This is a genomic window from Candidatus Krumholzibacteriia bacterium, assembly GCA_035649275.1.
In the GTDB taxonomy this organism is placed as follows: Bacteria; Krumholzibacteriota; Krumholzibacteriia.
Genome location: DASRJW010000010.1, coordinates 46,018 through 64,820, shown reverse-complemented (window position 1 = coordinate 64,820; position 18,803 = coordinate 46,018). Strand labels below are relative to the sequence as shown.

Here is an 18,803-nt window from a genome sequence, read left to right as displayed (position 1 = left end):
AGTTTCCCGTGGTTGCCCGCAGTGCCGCCGCCGCCGAGTGGGCGAGCACCATGCGCGCCCAGGTGAAGGACACCTGGTTCTTCATGGTGGGCATCGCCGATTTGGCCGTGGGTGACAACAAGGTGACCGGCGACCCCGTCTTGACCGCGAACGATCCGAGCGCGAGCGATGACTTCTTCGGTAGGGGCCGGCTGGCCTTCTATCTCAAGGGTCTCTGGCGCGGGAAGGTGCGGGCGACCGCCCACCTCGACACGCACGAGGAGGAGCTCGGCGACGTATTCGGTAACCTCGACGAGAAGGATCCGCGCACGCTGTTCCGGCGCCTCGACCCGGACCTCGTTTCCCTCACCTACGGCGATCGCTCCACCACGACGCTGGACGGGGACACGCAGGGACGGCTGTATGCGCGGCTGGACTGGGACAAGTCGCAGCTCTTGTGGGGCAACTATTCTACGGGGCTCACGGGAACGGAGTTCGCTCAGTACAACCGCAGTCTCTATGGGGCCTACCTGCGGCATCGCACCCTGCAGGCGACATCCCAGGGCGAGGCCCGCGCCGAGGGCACGGCCTTCGTTTCCGAGGCGCAAACCGCCATGGGTCACAACGAATTCCTCGGGACGGGCGGGAGCCTCTACTATCTGGAGCACACCGACGTCGTCCAGGGTTCGGAGAAGATCTGGGTGGAGGTGCGCGACCGGGACAGCGATCGCGTCCTCGAGAACGTGACGCTGGAGCGCTATCGCGACTACGAGATCGACGAGCTGCAGGGGCGCATCCTACTGCATCGCCCCCTGGTCCAGGTGGCCGACCAGATCGCGCCGTCCATCATCAAGGACACACCGCTCGACGGCAACCGCGTGCTCCTCCTCGTGGACTACGAGTACATCCCCGATGCGTTCTCGCCGGATCACATCACCTATGGAGCCCGCGCCAAATTGTGGGCTGCCGACGGACTCGCCGCCGGCGGGACGTTCGTCCAGGAGAACCGTGATGGTCAGGACTACCAGCTGGCAGCCACCGATGTCACCCTGCGCGCCGGCCGCGGCACCTACCTGAAGACGGAGTACGCCGAGAGCGAGGCCGGCCAATCGACGGCGAACTCCCAGTCGAGCGACGGCGGCTTCACCTTCGAGAACCGGACGTTGCCGAGCCTCTCCACCACGGGTGCGGCTCTGGGCTTCGAAGGCAAGCTCGACTTCGCCGAGCTCCTGCCCCGGGACGGGGCGCCGCAGTTCGGCGCTTGGTGGAAGCGGCGCGATGCCGGCTTCTCCACCGCTCGCCTCCCCACCTTGCAGCAGACGGAACTCTACGGCGCCGAGTTCCTCTGGAGACTGCGGCAGCGACTCTCCTTCGGCGGACGTTGGAGCGTGACCGACGCGGAAGGCCTGCCGCTCGACCGCAGCACCTCGCTGCAGGGCGACTATCGCTTCCACCGCTGGCAGCTCGGCGCCGAGGTGCGCCAGCACAGCGAGACGAGCGGCGTCCCTGCCGGTTCCGACGTGACGCTCGCTGGCTTGCGGCTCGGCTTCGATCTGCGCCCGGGACTGCAGCTCTACTCGCAGGGACAGACGACACTCCGCCGCGATGACGGTGTCGAGCGCAACGACATCGGCACACTGGGGCTCCGCTCACAGCTGGGAACTCGGCTGAGTCTCAGAGCGGAGGCGAGCAGCGGCAACCGCGGCAACTCGGCGCGCTTCGGCAGCGACCTGCGTCTCGACCCCGGCCACGAGCTCTTCGGCACCTACACGCTCTCCACCGACCACGTGGACGGCACGCGGGGAGTCCTGAGCCTGGGGCAGCGGCAGACGCTCAGCAACCAGCTGCGCGTGTTCACGGACCACCAGTTCACCCACGGCGAACGTCAGGTGGGATCTTCACAGGCGTATGGCGCGACCTTCACGCCGCGCCGTGATTGGTCTCTGAGCGCCTCGTATCAGAAGGGCGAGATCGCCGACGCGACTGCAGGTTCGATCGACCGCGATGCGGTGTCGGCGGAGCTCACGCTCCTGAGGCCCCGCCAGCGGCTCAGTCTCAAAGGAGAGTTCCGCGACGACGACGGCACCCTGGACCGCCGCCAATGGCTGACGACCAACCGGGTCGACCTCGACCTGGCCGATGGTTGGACGCTCCTCGGCAAGCTCAGCTACTCGCGCACCGAGGAGCGCACGACACAGGTAGGGGACGCCCAGTTCATGGAGAGCGGCCTCGGTCTCGCCTACCGGCCGGCGCGGCACAATCGCCTCAACATTCTGAGCCGCTACACTTTCCTCTACGACCTGCCGTCGGCGGCCCAATCCGAGCGGTCGGACGAGAAGTCCCACGTTCTCTCTTTCGAAACCGGTTACGACGTGACCCGGCGCTGGGAGCTCGGGGGCCGCTACGCGCTCAAGCACGAGGAGACCCGCCAGGCGCGCGATGGCGGCGACTGGCTCCGCTCGCAGCCCAACCTCGGCATCCTTCGCGCCCGCTATCACCTGATCGCCAAGCTCGACGGTGTCGGCGAATACCGCTGGCTCTGGAACGGGGAAGTGGGCGATCGGCAGCATGGCGCCCTGTTCGCTCTGTACCGGAACCTCACGCCCAGCATCGAGCTCGGCGCCGGCTTCAACGCCACCAGCTTCTCCGACGAACTCACCCACCTCGACCACGACGCCTACGGCTGGTTCCTCCGCCTCCGCGCCAAGCACTGAGAACCCTCGACGTGCGTGGCGGAGTCGACGCGCGGTTTGGACCGGCATGCGGCGCGCTCCGACCCAGGAGACCCCGGAACCCCGTGTTGCGAGTGGCAGCCGCCACGTCTACCCTCCTCCCGCAGCCGTGACGCAGCTTGGAGAGCGAACGGAGGTTTCTTGGGAGTCGAGCGCGGCCAGATGCTCTCGCACTACCGCATCCTCGCCAAGCTGGGTGAGGGTGGCATGGGTGAGGTCTACCGCGCCCGGGACGAGAATCTGGACCGAGACGTCGCCATCAAGATCCTTCCCAGCGGCACACTGACGGACGATCAGACCCGCAAGCGCTTCCGGAAGGAAGCCAAGACGCTGTCCCAGCTCAATCACCCGCACATCGCCACGGTGCACGACTTCGCCACAGAAGACGGCGTGGACTTCTTGGTCATGGAGTACGTGGAGGGGATGACGCTCGCCGCGAAGCTCTTGGGCGGCGTGCTGCCGGTGGACGACGTGCTGTGTATGGGAAGCGAGATTGCCGACGCGCTGGAGGACGCGCATGAGCGCGGCATCGTCCACCGGGACCTCAAACCGGGGAACATCGGTCTCACGCTCAAGGGGCACGTCAAAGTGCTGGACTTCGGTTTGGCGAAGGTCCTGGGGCCGCTGCCCGACACCGCGACGACCGAGAGCCTGACCGGAGGCCTCGCCATTGCAGGCACCCTGCCGTACATGGCTCCGGAGCAGCTGCGGGGCGGCACCGTCGATCACCGGAGCGACCTGTACGCGCTCGGCGCGGTTCTCTACGAGATGGCTACCGGCCGGCGGGCATTCGCCCATGGGGCGGCGCCTGTTCTCATCGAGAACATCCTGCACGGCGTGCCCGAGGCGCCCAGCCGGTTGAGGCCGGAGATTCCTCCCGGGCTCGAGCGAGTGATTCTGAAGTGTCTCGAGAAGGTCCCGGAGCTGCGCTACCAAACGGCGCGCGAGCTCCTCGTGGACCTGCGCCGCATGAGCACTCCATCGCTGAGCGCCGAGCGGACCCGCGGTCCCAGAAAGCGCCTGGCGCGGCCGCTGCTCGCGACCGGCGGACTCGCCGTGCTTCTCGTAGGCCTGGCGGCCATTCTGCTCAGCCTGAACGTCCATGGCTGGCGGGATAGGCTGCTCGGCGGGTTCCGCGAGGAGTCGGGCGCGCCACGCGTTCCATCGGCACAGAAGACCGGTGTGGCCTCCATCGCCGTTCTCCCCTTCGTCGACATGAGCGCCGAGAAGGACCAGGAGTACTTCTCCGATGGCATGGCGGAGGAACTGATCAACGGGCTGGCTCAAATCCCGGGGTTGCGAGTGACGGGCAGGACTTCGGCCTTCTCGTTCAAGGGCAAGAACGAGGACCTGCGGGTGATTGGCCAAAAGCTGAACGTGGGGGCGATCCTCGAGGGCAGCGTCCGCAAGGCGGGCAATCGAGTGCGGATCACGGCGCAGCTCGTGAATGCGGCCGACGGTTTCCACCTCTGGTCGGAGGCCTATGACCGGACGCTCGACGACATTTTCGCGGTGCAGGAGGACATCGCACGGTCGGTCACTGGAGCGCTCAGGGTGGCGCTGGCAGTCGAGCCAGGAACGGGGCTGAGATCACGCGGCGGGAGCGACAACGTCAACGCCTACAACGCCTACCTCCAGGCGGAGTACTTCTTCAAGCGAGCCAACTGGAGCAAGGGGGACCTCGAGAAGGCGCTCGGCTATTACGAGCAGGCGCTCGCGCTCGATCCCGGCTACGCCCTGGCATGGGCTGGATTGGGACTCATCAAGAGCGTCATGGCAGGCTTCGGCACGCTGCCCGTAGAAGAGGGGTCTCGGCAAGCGCGGGAGGCGCTGGAACGGGCGCTGGCACTCGACGCGAACCTGGCCGAGGCCCATGGTGGTCTCGCAACGATCAAGATGATGCACGATTGGGACTGGGCGGGGATGGAGGCGGAGTACCAGCGGGCGATCGATCTCGCACCGGGCAACGCCAATCTGCTAGGAGGGGCGGCAACCGCGTTCGGTGTGGTGGGCCGCTTCGAGGAAGCTGTGGCGCTGTTTCGCCGGGCACTCGAGGTCGATCCTCTGAGTGCGGGGAATTGGGTACTCCTTGGCTGCACCTTGTTGAATGCCGGCAGGCTGGAGGAGGCGGAGGCAGCCCTCAAGAAGGGCGTGGAGCTGAACCCGGGGTATGCGGGAGCATTCTCGTTCCTCGGTCGCGTCTATCTGTCCGAGGGGCGGCCAGCTGCGGCCCTTGTGGAGGTGCAGCGGGAGACCCAACCCGTTTGGCGCCTTCAGGGGCTCGCTTTGGTCCATCACGCTCTGGGGCGGAAAAAAGAGGCTGACGCGGCGCTCGCGGAGCTGGTCGAAAGGTTCCAAAACGATTGGGCCGTCCAGATTGCCGAGGCGTACGCGTTCCGGGGTGAGACCGACCGTGCGTTCGAGTGGCTGGAGCGGGCCTTTGTGCAGCATGAGCCGGGGCTCCCGTGGGTGAAGACGAGCACCTCCTTCAAAAGTCTCCAGAGCGACCCGCGATACGCCGCTTTCCTCGAGAGGTTGGGCTTGCCGCTCTAGGGAGACGAAGGCCTTGTCCCTGCGGCCCGGGGCGGGACGAAGACTTCGGCGAAGCCCGGAGTATCGAAGCGCAGCTCTCGACCTGCGATCTGCGCCTGAACGGAGTAGTGGCCACGGAGTTGGAGGAAGACGAGTTCCTCGCCGGGGCGAGGGGGTGTCGTCGTCACTGCTTCGACGCCGATTTCCACCGCGATCCGGTCGCCCCGGGCAGAGATAGCCGCCGTTGCTTCCGCCTCGCGTGCGTCCTGCATGAGAAGACGCGCAGGTACGCGCTCGGGGTGACCGGGCAACTCCGGTGCTTCCTTCCATTCATAGTGGATCTCTCTGGGACGGAAGAGGGCGAGGACGCCGCCGCGTTGCGACGCGGTCCGCCCCTGCGCCAGGAGAAGGAAGATCCCGGCGCCGGCGCGGCCGGGGTCGATGTCCGGGTGTTGGATGCGCCCGTAGAGAAGGACGTGTGCGCCTGCATCGCTGCTGGCCGTGCCCCATTCCCAGTTGACGCTTCGCCACGTACCCCAGTTGTGATCGTGATAGCCCGGCGCGTCGTGCAGCTCGAGATACACGCCGGGGGCATGGATCGTGCCCGAAACGGTGGTGCGTAGCGCCGGCACGGTGTAGCCCGAGACGAAGCGTTCGCTCTCGTGGAGGAGCACCGGCGGATAGTAGAGGTCAAGAAGCGGGCGCACCACGAGATCGGCGCGCACGGGTCCTTGCTGTTCGTCCCACTCCAGGTGCAACCGGTAGGCGCCGTCGCGGAAGATGGCGGTGTTGTGCTCGCCGAGTCGCAGGTCCACGTGTTCGAGAGAAATGGCTCCGGGTTCGAGAGGGAACTCCACCGTGAACCTCCGTGGCGGTTTCCCCGGCTCCTGGATCTGCAGCAGCGGGCCCCCGCGTCCCTGGCCCGTTTCGATGTCGCCGCCCACGATCATGCTGACGTAGCCGAAGACTCCCGACGGGCCGGCGAAATTGAAATAGAGCCACTCGGCCCAGCGGTCGAGGTCTGGCAGCGTGCGGGCCGGCAGATGGAAGCGGTCCATGTCGTTGTAGAGCGAGTCGACGGGGGGATCCACCCACATACGGTCGGAGTGATTGTCGCTCCAGGCAATGCCTTGACGCAGGAACTCCGCCGTGGGCCCGCCGGCAGCGACGTCCAGGCTGGGAATGAAGCCATGCGCCAAGGCCTTGCTCGCAGCGGCGGATGCCGCACCCGCCTTGCGCACGTAGACGACCTTTTCGACCAACCCCGGGGAAGCGGCGGCGAGGGGAAGCGCGGCGTACTCCGGTGTGAGACGGGCCAACGAGCCGGCGAAGCGCGGTCCCGAAAGCACCTGCCGGAAGAGGAAGCGCGCGTTGTCGAGCATGGAGTACATGCCGGTGGGGCCGCCGATCTTCATCACCTCCACGTCGATGCCGGCAGGTAGGAGGAGGAGATCGCCGCCGCCCACCAGAGCCTTGTCCTCCGCCTGCACGAGGACGGCCTGGCCGATGGAAAGCAGCGTGATCATGACCCCGACGGCGATGCCGAGGCCGAGGAGGAGGATGGCAGTGCGGCGGGGGCGGTCGCCGAGGGTGCGTTGCGCGAGCATCCGGATCATGTCTCTGCCTCAATCTCCTTCGATGTGACCGTCGCGCATGCGCAGATGCCGCGTCGCCCGGCCGGCGAGATCGGGGTTGTGCGTCACGAGCACGATGGCCAGGCCGCGTGCATGCAGCGCCGCCAGCAGGGAAGCGATCTGCTCCCCCGTCGCTTCGTCGAGCTCCCCGGTGGGCTCGTCGGCCAGGAGCAGTTGTGGGTGGTTGGCGAGGGCCCGCGCGATGGCCACGCGCTGCTGCTCGCCGCCGGAGAGCTGACCGGGTTTGTGGCGCAACCGGTGGCCGAGTCCCACGGTGTCGAGGACCTCGCGGAGCCTTTCCTCCCGCTTCTTCTTGGGTAGGCGGGCTTCCATGAGTGGCAGGGCGACGTTCTCGGCTGCAGTCAACATGGGGAGCAGGAAAAAGCGCTGGAAGACGAAGCCCAGATGCAGGAGCCGGAGCTCGGTGCGCTCGGCGTCGTTCAAGCGCGCGGCATCGCGACCGAAGAGCTGGAGCTCGCCGGAGGTGGGCACATCCACGGCGCCGAAAAGGTGCAGCAAGGTGGACTTGCCGCATCCGGACGGACCCATGATGGAAACGAAGTCACCGGGGTGCACGGAGAGCGTGGCAGAGCGCAACGCATGGATGGTGTGTCCGTCGAGCACGTAGTCCTTGCCCAGGTCCCGCGCCTGGACGAGAGGCTGGGGCCGAGGGTGATCCCGCGGCACAACGAGAGGCTGCGACTGCGGGCGCTTCTCGCTCATCCCGTCACCTCACGATGCAGGGTCGGCGCAATGGCCAAGCGCGCCACGAGGAAGGCCGGATACAGCCCCGCCACGGAACCGGCGACGAGCAGCAGGACCAAGGTCCTGAGCGCCGCCCGCGGCGTGAAGACGAAGAAGCTCAGGTCCACGGGGATGCTGGGGGCGCGGGTGAGGATTGCGTCCAGCCACAAGGAGATGACCTGCCCGGCACCGAAGGCGACGGGGAGGGAGAGGACGACGAGGCCTAGGCTCTCCAGGAACACCATGGTGATCAGGCGGCGGCGGCGCAGGCCGATCGCACGCAGGATGGCGATCTCGCCGAGACGCTCGCCGAGGGAGAGAGCCACCATGGTGCCGACGAGGAGCACGCACACCACCATGCTCACCGTGCCGAGGACGAGCGAGAAGAGATTGAAATAGGCCAGCTGCCCTTGCACGGCGTCGAGGGCTTCGGCCACGGAGTAAGCCTCGACTTCGGGAAAGGTGTCCCGGATCCACGCCGCCACGGCCTCGCCGCGGTCCGCACTGCTTCCGCGACCGGCGCTGTTCCCACCGCCCGTGCTGCTGCCACGGGCCGTGTGGTCCTCGCCGCCGTCCTCGCGCAGCGCCACCGCGAGGAGCGAGAGACCATCGCGGACGGTCTCGCCGCGCAGGACCTGCGCTGAGCGTGCACCCACCGCGAGACTTCTCTGCGTGCGCAGGTCGAAGTGGAAGGTGGCCAACCCGGACACGACGAAGGCCTGCGGCGACCGCAGCATCCCGACCGGCGCCGCGTACTCCGCCGCGGCGACGAGAGTGTCGCCCAAGCCGATGCCGAGCGCCGTCGCCAAGTTGTGGCTGACCACGGCGTGCGTGCTGTCGTCTGCGACGAGGTCGGTGCCTGCATCGACGCGCCAGAGGGCGACCGTCGGCGGATCCATGCCGTAGACGAAGGCCGCCACCGGGGCGCCCCGCGGCCGCGCGGCGTAGACCGTGCCCCCGAGTACGGGAGCCACGTGATCCACCCGCGGATCGGCGGCGATGGCAGCGGCGAGGCGGTGGCCGCCAGGGAAGGTGGCGTCGGTTTCGAAGGGCAGCGTGCCACGCGGCGTCACCCGCACCTCGTAGCCGATGTTCTCCAGGATACGGCGCAGACTCACCTGCAGCCCCCGCGACAGCATCTGCATGTCGAGGAGCAGCGCTCCAGCGACGCCGACACCCAGGACACCGAGGAGCGTGCGCACCCGGTGACGCCAGAGTCCACGAATCGCCAGGAAACCGATCACGTCTCACCTGCCGATGGAATCGAGCGGGTTCCGATGCACGATGTGCCGGGCCACGAGCCAGCCGGCCAGGAGACCGGCCGGGATCGACAGACCGACGGCGAGGAGCACGATCTCTGGCGTCAGGCGGGCAAAGACCAAGTCCGTGTCGTAGCGCGCCTGCGAGGCCGGGTTGATGATGGCCACGGCGATCCGTGCGAGGCCGATGCCGACGATGCTGCCGAGGAGCGAGACGAGCGCGGCGATGAGGAGCACGCTCCGTGTCACCGTGCGCCGCGAGATGCCGATGAGCCGCAGCATGCCGAGCTCGCGGCGCATGGTCTCCACCTTGAGGACCATGATGGCGACGAGGAAGACCAGGCCGGCGAGCATGGAGACGAAGCCGATGGCTTTGTGGAATTGCGAGATGACCACGAAAGTGGAGGAGTTGCGCGCCGCCACTTCGGTCGAAGTGTAGGCGGCGATGCCGAGACCCAGGCCCGCGATCTCGTCCGCGACTTGCTGCGCCTGCGTCGGATCCTGCAGGCGCACGGCGAAGCGATCGACGCGGTCCGGCGGCCCGGTGAGCCACTCGAGATCGGGCAAGTGCAGGACCACGTGCAGTTGCTCGAAGCCTACCTCGAAGGGATCCGCCGTCGGCCGGTAGATCCCACCCACGACGAAGCGCCGGCTGCGCCGCATGGCGGCGTCGGCGCCGATCTCCAGCGTGTCCCCCGTGGCCAGGCCGAGCGCCGCTGCGGTGCGGTCGCTGACCACGACCTCCGTCAGCGGCGCTGCGGCGGCGGCGCACCGAGGGGCGCCGAGCCAGCAGGCGACGAGGCAAGCGACGACGAAAGCGACACTGCGCATGCAGGAAGCGTACCTGCCGCACAACAACGGGCGCAACGCCGCCCCGCCGTTCGCATCGTACGCCGGGGGAAGCGACCGCGAGAAGCGAGGGAACGCGCCCGACGAGACCGGGCAACCAGGAGCCTCCATCGAGATCGCGCCAGTGGGTTTCCAGTTCTTACGAGCGCGGGCCGGAAGCCCAGAGAGCGCGGTCGAGATCGAGACCGATCCAGCGCGGGTGCGGCAAGCCCTCGACGAAAGCGCGGACGGCGCCGCCCACGAGCGCGGCGCCGGCGGCGGCAGCGTGGGTCGCCGCCTCGTCGCTGCAATCGCCGGGCGCCGCCGCGCTGTCGTCGCAGAGGGAAGCCTCGTAGGCTGCCACGTCCTCCGGATCTCCGGGTCGCACCTCGTGCAAGCGGAGGAGGCCGCGTCCGAGGCGTAGGTCCAGCAACAGAAGCAGCCCCGCGTCGCCGCGCAGCTGCTCCCAGAGCAGCCGTCGTGCCGCCATGGTGTCCACGGCGAGCACGACGAGGGGAGAACGCGGCTGACGCGGGCCCGCTGTGAACCGCACCGGGTGCACGCACACACGACTGCCGGGAACGATGGCCTGCAGCAGACCGCGCAGCGCCGTCACCTTTTTCCGCCCGGCAACCACGTCGCGCTTGCGATACAGCTGCAGGCCCTGATTCTCCGCCCCGAGCCGATCACCGTCGTAGAGGCGGAGCCGGAGACCGAGCATGGCGAGTACGAGAGCGATCTGCGAGCCGGCGCGACCGGCGCCGACCACGGTGACCTCGACGTCGCTCACCTGCAGGACTTCGCTCGGCGTGGTCGTCGCTGCCGAGAATGGTTCGGGGTGCGGGCTGGGTTCGGGATGCGGGCCGGAGGCCCGAGCCTCACGGGGTGGCCGCGGCGATTCAGCGCAAGCGCTGGCGCGAGGTGCGGACGGCTCCATCTTCACCTCCGAGGTCGAGGCCGAGAGTTCCGGTGAACAGCGACAGATCGAAAGACACGTCACTCACCTGCAGGTCGCGCAACAGTCCGCGCAGGGGCCGCGGGCAGGCCTCGAGCGGCACACCGACGAGAGAGCGCCCCATCTGCCGCGCCAGCTCGGCGACGAACCCGACGCGTGGCACGAGGTGCCGGGGTGCGACGAGCACGGCGGTCTTCGCGTTCGTACCAATGAGAGCTGCGAGCGCCAGGACCTCGTTCCACGCCAGCACGTCGAGCCGCCACATGCCGTGGCGTCCGAGCCGCCAGAACGGCCCCCCGGGCTCACCGTGGAGTGGCGGATCCAAGCGCCGGGCTTCGACCCAGGCGGCGCGGGCACTGCCATCGCGCGGCAGGACGGGAGGGACGAAGAAGGTCTCACCGAGAGTGCGCAGACGCGAGCGCTGTACGCTGACCACCGCGGCGAGCCCCGTGTGGATGCCCTGCGGCGCCGCACCATCCTCCAGGCAGAAGTAGGAGTTGGAGCCGCCGCGCAGGCTCTCCTCGAAGAGGAACGCCGTGGGCTGGAATACCGAAGCCAGATCCTCGCATGAGTCCGGGTTCTCGAAGGCCCGATCGAAGCAAGCGCTCGCCAGGTCGAGGTCCACCCAAGTGACGGCATCCGGGAAGCCGGAGGGGACGCTGCCTGCTGGCATGGCCGCAAATGCTGTACGCGACGTGGCAGCTGACGCCACGCTGGACTCTTCCCCGGCCACCGCAGCCGCCGCGCTGCAAGCGCCGTAGAGCGCGATGCGCCGCACGCGCACCGCGTCTGCATCGAGCGCGTCGAGACGATATCGCCGCAACCCGGGCTCCAGGTAGAGAACGTGCGGCAACGGTACGTGGAAGCGACGCAGCATGTCGCGCCAGACCACGGTCTTCCTCCTTCTTTCAATGGCTCCGAGCGGTGATCTCCCTCGGTACCAGGCCTAGTTCTCTCGCAGGTACGCCACCGTCGCCAGGAACAAGGTGCGCAGATCCAGCCGGTTGAGCGCCCAGCCGATGTAGGCCTGGCCGACTTCGCCGTAGCAGCGCGGCATCGCCTCGTGCGGTCCGACCACGTCCTCGCGGTCGCACTCCTGGATCTGCACGCGCCGGCGGCGCATCCCTTCGGGCAGGAGCAGGATGCGGAGATTGCGCTCCCGGGCGTAGGACAGCTTCACGCGCGCCCCCATCCGGTCACGCTGCCACTCGAGGGCGCTCAACGGGCCGCGCAGCAGCTGCAGGAGCGGGTCGAGCCGCGCCAGCGCTTCCCGCTTCGGGTCGCGCGTCACCTGGGTGAAGAAGTGGAGCAGGGCCTCGGTGCGCTGCAGATCCACCGACAGGACGCGGGCATCGGCATGGGCAGGAATCTGCAGCTGCGCCCGCAGGTAGTCGCGCTTGTGGGCGACGTCTTGGAAGCCGAGCAGCGCCTGGCGGGTCAGCACCTCGCTCAGCGCCGCCAGCGCCTGTCGCCGGATCGATGCCGGCGGCGAGCTCTCGGTGACGGTCAGATCGAACATAGGCTCCCTCGGTGGCCCCCTCCGGCTTCGTCTTGCGGCCGGTGTGCGAGGCAGCGGCTGCGCCGGGGCGGCGACGGCTCGGCGCGTAGGGCCGTTCCGGCCGCCGTGCCCCGGCACCCGACCGCGCGCTCACCCGCCGCGGATGTGCGGCATGAGCAGGGTCTCGCTGCCGGGCTGGACGATGGGATTGCCCACCACGGGCGTGCCGTTCATGAAGAGCTGGCCGTTGCGGCTCGAGATCCCGAGCCCCTCCAGCATCTCCGAAAGCCTGACCGATCCTTCCTCGAGAGGGACCTCGTATTCCCCCTCCGCCAGGATGATCACGCGGGCCGAGTGCTTGCTGGAATCGGACATCGTGCCTCCTCGATCGTGTTGCCGGTGAGTGCTGCGTGCGCCGGTGCGACGCTCTCGATCATGGTGCGTATCATGCAGGTGTCAGCGATGGTCGTGTGGGTTCTCAGATTCGCTCTCAAGAGAACTCAGAATCGGGACCGGGGAATCAGGAGAGGCCCCATGCACTGAAGCCACTGTCGCGAAAAACCGACCTCGCTGTCCCGAAAAAGGGACGTGTGAGGGTGATACGGTCGGAAAGACACCAGCGCACCGTGCGATCGATTGTGGAACGGCGCTGGTCGATTGCAGTCAATGCACATGAAGACCAGGACTTCCCCGTGCTCTTGATCGGAGTCGAGGCTTCTGGTAGGAACAGAGAGCGAGGCCCGCGCAAACGTGAAGAGCTCTTGCTGCATCCTCAGCTGCGACGAGGGGGCACGTCATGCGGCCAGGTCGTTCATTCAACCAGAGATCACGCGCGACCTTCGCGCTCTTGCAGGAACTACTGAAGGAACACGATGCGGTGACGCCGCTGCAGCTGGCGGCGAAGCTGTATCCAGAAGAAAAAGCTCTCTTGGAGGAGATCGAGGCCTTCCTGCAGACCCTGCCCGACTCCCTCCGCAAGCTGCAGTCCGACGACGTGCAGATCCTGCGCCAGGTCGCCGAGAAGCTCGAGGACGGCCGGCGCCGCGGCCGTCCGCTCAAGATCCTGGCACAGAAGATTCTCGGCGCCCCACTCGACGGTCTCCAGCTCGAGAAGGCGCACGCCGCCCGCTTGCGCGATCTTCTCGAACAGGCGTTGGTGCAAGACGTGCAGACCCGCGTGCACGAGCTGCGCCAAACGCTCGCGAAAGAGGAGACGGAGGCGGACGGCATGCGCCTCACCGTGTCCCGCTCGCCGTACCGCTTGTTGCGCGTCCACTGGGCGCTCACCGAGGACGACGCCCTCGCCGTGGAGGCGCTCTATCCGATGTTCGATCGCCAGGCCTGGAAGGGGCCGCCGAGCTACATGGAGACCAAGGCCTTCCGGCTGGCGCAGGAGCGCCTGCGCTTCGCCCTCGCCACGGGCATGATCCTTGCCGACGACGGTACGGCCCTGCCGCAGCAGGGCATCCGCAAGTGCTCCCTCAGCGACGCGGTGCGTAGCCAGCTCGACTGGGTCGTCGAGGTGAGCGACAAGATGCAGCAGATCTTCGAGATCTTCTATGCTCCCTGCGTCACCGCCTGGGAGCGGGATCGGTTCTATGTGCTGGCCGCCTGGGCGGAGCCGCACGCCGTCGGCATCGTCAAGTTCATCCTCGCCTGCAGGAACGAGATCCTCCGGGTGATGAACGGCTTTTTCGCCAGCATCGGGCAGAAGCCCTGGCCTTTCGTGCACGGCCACGACTTCCCGCAGCGGTTGGTGCAGCCGGGGACGATCCCCGAACATCCGGTGCTGGCGTCGCACGAGGAACTCCTGGCGATGCACCGGCGCTTGCGGGAGATCGGCATCGACCACCTCTCCGAGGCGGCGGCCTGACCCATGCGCATTCACACCGGCACGAGCGGCTACGCCTACAAGGAGTGGAAGCCGCTCTTCTACCCGCCGGACTTGCCGGGCTCGGCCATGCTGCGTTTCTACGGCGAGCGCCTTGGGACGGTGGAGGTCAACAACACCTTTTATCGCATGCCGTCGAAGAAGTTGCTCCAAGGCTGGTGCGACGAGGTGCCGCCGGAGTTCCTCTTCGCCGTCAAGGCGACGCGGCGGGTGACACATTTCCGGCGCCTGCGCGACGTGGGCAGCGAGCTGGATTTCCTCTTCGGCAATCTGGCGGCCCTGGCCGGACGGCTCGGCGCCGTGCTCTTCCAGCTGCCGCCCAACCTGCACTGCGATCTTCCCTTGCTGCAGGATTTCCTCGCCCAGCTGGCGCCGCACGTGCGCTGCGCCATGGAGTTCCGCGAGCCCTCGTGGTTCGACGATGCCGTCTATGCGGCGCTGCGCGACAGCGGTGTGGCCCTCTGCGCCATGGAGGAGGAAGACCTGGAGGCGCAGGTGGTGCCCACGGCGAAATTCGGCTACTTCCGTTTGCGGCGCGGACTGTACGGCGCCCAGGAGTTGCTAGCCTGGGTCGAGCGCATCCGCGCCCAGCCCTGGGAAGAGGTGTTCGTCTACTTCAAGCACGACACGGCGGCACCGAACCTGGCCCAGGAATTCGTCGGCTTGCTCGGGAGCTGAAGCAGAACGAGCGCCGCCCGGCGGCGACGACGTCCCGGTCCTCGTCGGGGGATGGAAGCCGCTGTGCCCTGCCGTGAGAGAATGGTGGCCAGGAGGAGTCCCCATGGCCAGGACCGAACTTCCATACCACGCCCCCTTCGCCGCCTACCAGGAGCAAGCCGCAGCCTTGTTCGACGCCCTGAGGGCGGACGACGAAGCGACGGCATGGCGCTTCAAGTGGGAGCACCCTCGTTTCCGCGGTCGGTCCGTGACCGACGTCAAGGCGGCAAGGCTCGATCTCGCCGACGCGCAGGTGGTCGTGGCGCACGAAGTCGGCTTCGAACATTGGGCCGATCTCGTGGCGTTCACCGAGGCGGTGGCGCGCGATGGCCCCGTCCGCCGCTTCGAAACCGCGGTGGAGGCGGTCGTCTCGGGCGACGTCACCGCGCTGCGGTCGATGTTGCGCGCGAACCCGGAGCTCGTGCAGGCGCGTTCGGCGCGTCGACACCATGCGACACTGCTGCACTATGTCGGCGCCAACGGCGTCGAGGGAGCGCGACAGAAGACGCCGGCGAATGCGGTGGAGGTCACGAAGTTGTTGCTGGACGCTGGCGCCGAGGTCGATGCGCTGGCGGATCTGTACGATGCGAAGTGCACCACCATGAGCATGCTGGTGTCGAGTTGCCACCCGGCCCGAGCCGGTTTGCAAGCCGCGCTCGCGGAGACCCTGCTCGACCATGGGGCCGCGCTCGACGGGCCGGGCTCGAAATGGCAATCGGCGCTCATGACCGCGCTGGCCTTCGGCTACCTGCCCACTGCCGAGGCGCTCGCCCGACGCGGCGCCCCGTTGGGTCACATCGCCGCCGTGGCCGGACTCGGCCGGCTCGACGACGCGGCACGGCTGCTCCCCATGGCGGATGGGGAGAGCAAACATGCAGCCCTCGCGTTGGCCGCCCAGCACGGCCACGCCGACGTCGTGCGCTTGCTCCTCGATGCGGGTGAGGATCCGAACCGCTACAATCCGGACGGGTTCCATGGGCATTCGACGCCGCTCCATCAGGCGGTGTGGTCCAACCACGCCGATGTGGTGCGGCTGCTCGTCGACCGTGGCGCGCGCTTGGACATCGAGGACACGATCTACCACGGCACGCCGCTCGGTTGGGCGCTCTACGGCGGACGGGCCGAGATCGCGGCGTACCTGCGCGATCGCGGCGCACCCGCTTGAGTTGCAGGGTCCAAGAGAGGGGCTCCGGCGCCGTCATCGAGCGCGCGGACGCTGTCCACCCTTCCTGGGTTAGGCGTCGGGTTTCCAGAGGCGATGGCGGAAATACTCCCGCCAATCTTCCGGCAGGGCGGCGAGGCCGCTGGCGCGGCGCAAGAGCTCCTGCTCGTCTTCGTCGTCGGTGTAGAGCCGGGCGATCTCCCCGACCGTGACCCGCGGGTCTCCCACCGCCGTCACCCGGATCGGCTCTCCCGCCGAGATCGCGCCTTCTCGAAGCACCGACAGGTAGAAACCGTTGCGGCCGCTGCGCTGGAAAAGCTGGACCATGTCGGGTCGCTGGAAACGGACGCCGAGCTTGAAACATGGAAGCCTGGGCTGGGTGACGAGGAACTCTGCCGAGCCAATGCTCAGGTGGTCACCGATGCAGAGAGCGTCCTCACGGAGCCCCTCGGTGGTGAGATTCTCACCGAACGCGCCCCACGGCAACTCTACGCCGGGAAGTTGCTCGCGCCAGTAGGCGTAATGCTCGGCAGGATAGGCATAGACCGCCTTGTCAGCTCCGCCGTGCACCGAAAGGTCGGCCTGCTCGTCGCCGGCCAGGTTGAGCTCGTGCACTTGAACGGAGCCCGCAACCGGATCCTTGAAGATCGAGGTGCGCACGCGCTTGCCCCGCCACTCGACCTCGCGCGGGCGCCCTACCTGGATGGAGACGACCTTCATGAGCGTGCCCCGTGAGAGGGAGCTGGGTCGAGCCGCCACCGCGCCACCGCGTGCGCCGTGACGGACCGGTCTCAGGACATCTGGGCCGAAGCCGCGGAAAGCACGGCTTCGAGGAAGTAGGCCTCCGGCATGGCACCTTCGACGCCGCCGGTGCCGTTCACCACCGTCTTCGGCACACCCATGACGCGATGGCGCTGCGTCAGATGGGGGAACTCCGTGGCCTCGATGGCGTCGGCGCGCACCAGGTCGCTCTCCATCGCGAAAGCGTTCGCGAGCAGCACGGCCCGCGGACAATGGGGTCAGGTAGGGGTGACGAAGACCTCCAGGTGCAGAGGCTTCTGCAACTGGGCCAGACGCTTGCGCGTCTCCGGGGCGAGACCGCTGTCGGCACGGGAGACGAGGAGCATCGTATCGAGGAGCGAGGCGAACTCGTAGCCCGAGGGGATGCCGTAGAAACGGATCCCATGGTCGTGCTCGCCCATGACGACCGTCGCCGGGATCTTGTCGATGCCGAAGGCATCGCGTTTCTCCCGGTCGGTCTGGAAGTTGTAGATCTCGAGGGAGGTTTTGTCCGAGAGGGTGGCCACCTCTTCGAGAAGCGTGCGTGTCTCGCGGCAGAACTCGCACTCGAGCTCTTGGGTGAAATTGATCAGACGGATCGGCTTGTCGAGCGCCTCGAACCTCTGGCGGACCGCCTGCCGATCCCGCTCTTGCAGCAACATGGCACCAGCACCTCCATCGCGATGATGCGTCGCTCTTTCCACCCGGTCAAGTGGGTGGACGGACGAACGTTCACCGAGTGTGCCCCGGTCCCAAGCAACGCCGCTGTTTGCATGAACGCTGGCTCAGCGCTTCCAGGCCCGGAGCTTCAAGGAGACCACGGCGTTCGTGAAGTCCTGGAGTTCCGCCGGCATCCCGGTGTCGCAACCGGCGTAGCGGCTTTCCTCCACGATCTCCACACCGGTGAAGCCTGCTTCGCGTACGAGCCGTACGTAGTCGTCGCGCAGCGACGCGCCGGCGACGCAACCCACGTAGGCCTCCACCGAACGCTTGGCGTCTTCGGGCAACGGGCGTAGGAGCACGAGGTCGCTCACCAGGAGCCGACCGCCCGGGCGGAGGACGCGCAGGGCCTCGCGAAACACCTGCGGCTTGTCCGGCGACAGGTTGATGACGCAGTTGGAGATGACGAGATCCACGCTCGCATCGGCCACCGGCAGGTGTTCGATCTCGCCGAGGCGGAACTCCACGTTGGCGGTACCCACGGCGCGGGCATTGGAGCGAGCGCGCTCGATCATTGCCGCGGTCATGTCCACGCCGATGACGTGGCCGTTGGCTCCTATCTCGCGGGCGGCGAGGAAGGCGTCGATCCCGGCGCCAGAGCCCAGGTCGAGGACGGTTTCGCCGGAGCGGACGTTGGCGTACTTCAGGGGACTGCCGCAGCCGAGCCCCAGGTTGGCGCCCGCGGGAATGGCCTCCGCCTGCGCCGCCGTGTAGCCGAGAGCCTCGGGATTCTCCACCACACTCGTGCCGCAGCAGCTAGGTGAAGAGGCCTGCGCGATCTCGCCATACTTCGCCCGCACCAGTTTGCGGATGTCCTCGGCCGAAGCGTCGGCCGCAATCTCTTCACGGGTGGCGGCGACAGCCGATTGGTCACAGCAGGGTTCGGCCTGCACCACGCTGCCGGCCGCCTTCGAATTCGCAGCGGCGGCTTCGCAACAGGGTTGGGTCGCTCTCTTTGTCCTTCGCTCCTCGGTCCTACGCCTCTCGTCCATGTTCTTCCTCCTGCTCAGAGAGCACCGATCAAGGTTTTCAAACGGCGCAGGGTGGTGTCGTCGAGGCAATAGCAAACGCGCGGCGGTTCCACTTCGCCCTGCACCAGGCCGGCTTCCTTCAGCACCTTGAGATGCTGGGAGATGGTGGATTGGGCCCGGGGCAGTTCGTCGACCAGGGCGCCGCAGACGCACTCGCCGCGCTGGCGCAAGAGTCTGAGGATGCGCAGGCGCAGCGGGTGGGCGATGGCGCGGGCCAGACGCGCGAGCTCCAGTTCGTCGCTGGACCAGGTCCGCACCGGCTTCGGGCTCTGCCGTTTGGCTCGGGCCATCACCCCTCCATCGTCAATCGTAAAAATACGATGGTGACCAGGACCTGTCAA

At 67.6% G+C, this 18,803-nt stretch carries 17 protein-coding genes and 1 pseudogene; 5 read left to right on the top strand and 13 right to left on the bottom strand.

The genetic code is table 11. From position 1 onward, the window contains the following. Together VFE28_00815 and VFE28_00810 are read left to right on the top strand one after the other, a co-directional pair. On the top strand, positions 1 to 2,693 hold a 2,693-nt coding region (locus VFE28_00815; GenBank protein ID HZM14516.1), incomplete at its 5' end, for a hypothetical protein. Between the two features lie 159 nt (positions 2,694 to 2,852). Next, positions 2,853 to 5,264, top strand: a complete 2,412-nt coding sequence (locus VFE28_00810) for a protein kinase (GenBank protein ID HZM14515.1) — start codon at positions 2,853 to 2,855, stop codon at positions 5,262 to 5,264. Here VFE28_00810 and VFE28_00805 read toward each other — a convergent pair. From VFE28_00805 to VFE28_00770, 8 genes are all read right to left on the bottom strand, one after another. Then, a complete protein-coding gene (locus VFE28_00805) occupies positions 5,261 to 6,859 on the bottom strand; it encodes a hypothetical protein (protein HZM14514.1) in 1,599 nt (532 codons plus the stop codon). The two genes, VFE28_00810 and VFE28_00805, sit on opposite strands and share 4 nt — an antisense overlap. A 9-nt stretch (positions 6,860 to 6,868) precedes the next feature. Beyond that, positions 6,869 to 7,600 carry an ABC transporter ATP-binding protein gene (locus VFE28_00800; GenBank protein ID HZM14513.1) on the bottom strand — a complete coding sequence of 244 codons (732 nt, stop codon included), beginning with the start codon at positions 7,598 to 7,600 and terminating at the stop codon, positions 6,869 to 6,871. Further along, entirely contained in the window at positions 7,597 to 8,865 is a 1,269-nt protein-coding gene (locus VFE28_00795; GenBank protein HZM14512.1) for an ABC transporter permease, read from the bottom strand. The genes VFE28_00800 and VFE28_00795 overlap by 4 nt, the downstream gene beginning before the upstream one ends. A gap of 3 nt (positions 8,866 to 8,868) precedes the next feature. Further along, complete coding sequence (locus VFE28_00790) at positions 8,869 to 9,711, bottom strand: FtsX-like permease family protein (protein ID HZM14511.1); 843 nt, start codon at positions 9,709 to 9,711, stop codon at positions 8,869 to 8,871. 157 nt (positions 9,712 to 9,868) lie between these two features. Beyond that, positions 9,869 to 10,498 (bottom strand): ThiF family adenylyltransferase, encoded by a 630-nt coding sequence (locus tag VFE28_00785; GenBank protein ID HZM14510.1) that lies wholly within the window; start codon positions 10,496 to 10,498, stop codon positions 9,869 to 9,871. A 109-nt stretch (positions 10,499 to 10,607) separates the two neighbouring features. Continuing rightward, entirely contained in the window at positions 10,608 to 11,555 is a 948-nt protein-coding gene (locus tag VFE28_00780) for a hypothetical protein (GenBank protein HZM14509.1), read from the bottom strand. A 54-nt stretch (positions 11,556 to 11,609) separates the two neighbouring features. Beyond that, complete coding sequence (locus tag VFE28_00775; GenBank protein ID HZM14508.1) at positions 11,610 to 12,182, bottom strand: hypothetical protein; 573 nt, start codon at positions 12,180 to 12,182, stop codon at positions 11,610 to 11,612. Between the two features lie 129 nt (positions 12,183 to 12,311). Then, entirely contained in the window at positions 12,312 to 12,536 is a 225-nt protein-coding gene (locus tag VFE28_00770; protein ID HZM14507.1) for a hypothetical protein, read from the bottom strand. Between the two features lie 421 nt (positions 12,537 to 12,957). Here VFE28_00770 and VFE28_00765 point away from each other — a divergent pair, with 421 nt between their 5' ends. The 3 genes from VFE28_00765 (at position 12,958) to VFE28_00755 (ending at position 15,934) form a co-directional block, all read left to right on the top strand. Next, positions 12,958 to 14,034: a hypothetical protein gene (locus VFE28_00765; GenBank protein HZM14506.1), complete on the top strand. Its 1,077-nt coding sequence runs from the start codon at positions 12,958 to 12,960 to the stop codon at positions 14,032 to 14,034. A 3-nt stretch (positions 14,035 to 14,037) separates the two neighbouring features. Then, complete coding sequence (locus tag VFE28_00760; protein ID HZM14505.1) at positions 14,038 to 14,730, top strand: DUF72 domain-containing protein; 693 nt, start codon at positions 14,038 to 14,040, stop codon at positions 14,728 to 14,730. Positions 14,731 to 14,833: 103 nt separating this feature from the next. Continuing rightward, positions 14,834 to 15,934, top strand: coding sequence for an ankyrin repeat domain-containing protein (locus VFE28_00755; GenBank protein ID HZM14504.1), 1,101 nt, complete (start codon positions 14,834 to 14,836; stop codon positions 15,932 to 15,934). Between the two features lie 69 nt (positions 15,935 to 16,003). Here VFE28_00755 and VFE28_00750 read toward each other — a convergent pair whose 3' ends face one another. From VFE28_00750 to VFE28_00730, 5 genes and pseudogenes are all read right to left on the bottom strand, one after another. Then, on the bottom strand, positions 16,004 to 16,651 hold the full coding sequence (locus tag VFE28_00750; protein ID HZM14503.1) for an MOSC domain-containing protein: 648 nt from the start codon (positions 16,649 to 16,651) through the stop codon (positions 16,004 to 16,006). A 71-nt stretch (positions 16,652 to 16,722) separates the two neighbouring features. Continuing rightward, positions 16,723 to 16,938 (bottom strand): annotated as a pseudogene (locus VFE28_00745) (thioredoxin family protein). A gap of 12 nt (positions 16,939 to 16,950) precedes the next feature. Further along, positions 16,951 to 17,373: a hypothetical protein gene (locus VFE28_00740; protein HZM14502.1), complete on the bottom strand. Its 423-nt coding sequence runs from the start codon at positions 17,371 to 17,373 to the stop codon at positions 16,951 to 16,953. A gap of 123 nt (positions 17,374 to 17,496) precedes the next feature. Continuing rightward, the gene (arsM, locus tag VFE28_00735) at positions 17,497 to 18,327 is read right to left on the bottom strand and encodes an arsenite methyltransferase (protein ID HZM14501.1); all 831 of its coding nucleotides are present in this window, start codon (positions 18,325 to 18,327) and stop codon (positions 17,497 to 17,499) included. Between the two features lie 110 nt (positions 18,328 to 18,437). Next, positions 18,438 to 18,752: a metalloregulator ArsR/SmtB family transcription factor gene (locus VFE28_00730; GenBank protein HZM14500.1), complete on the bottom strand. Its 315-nt coding sequence runs from the start codon at positions 18,750 to 18,752 to the stop codon at positions 18,438 to 18,440. Positions 18,753 to 18,803 lie beyond the last annotated feature (51 nt).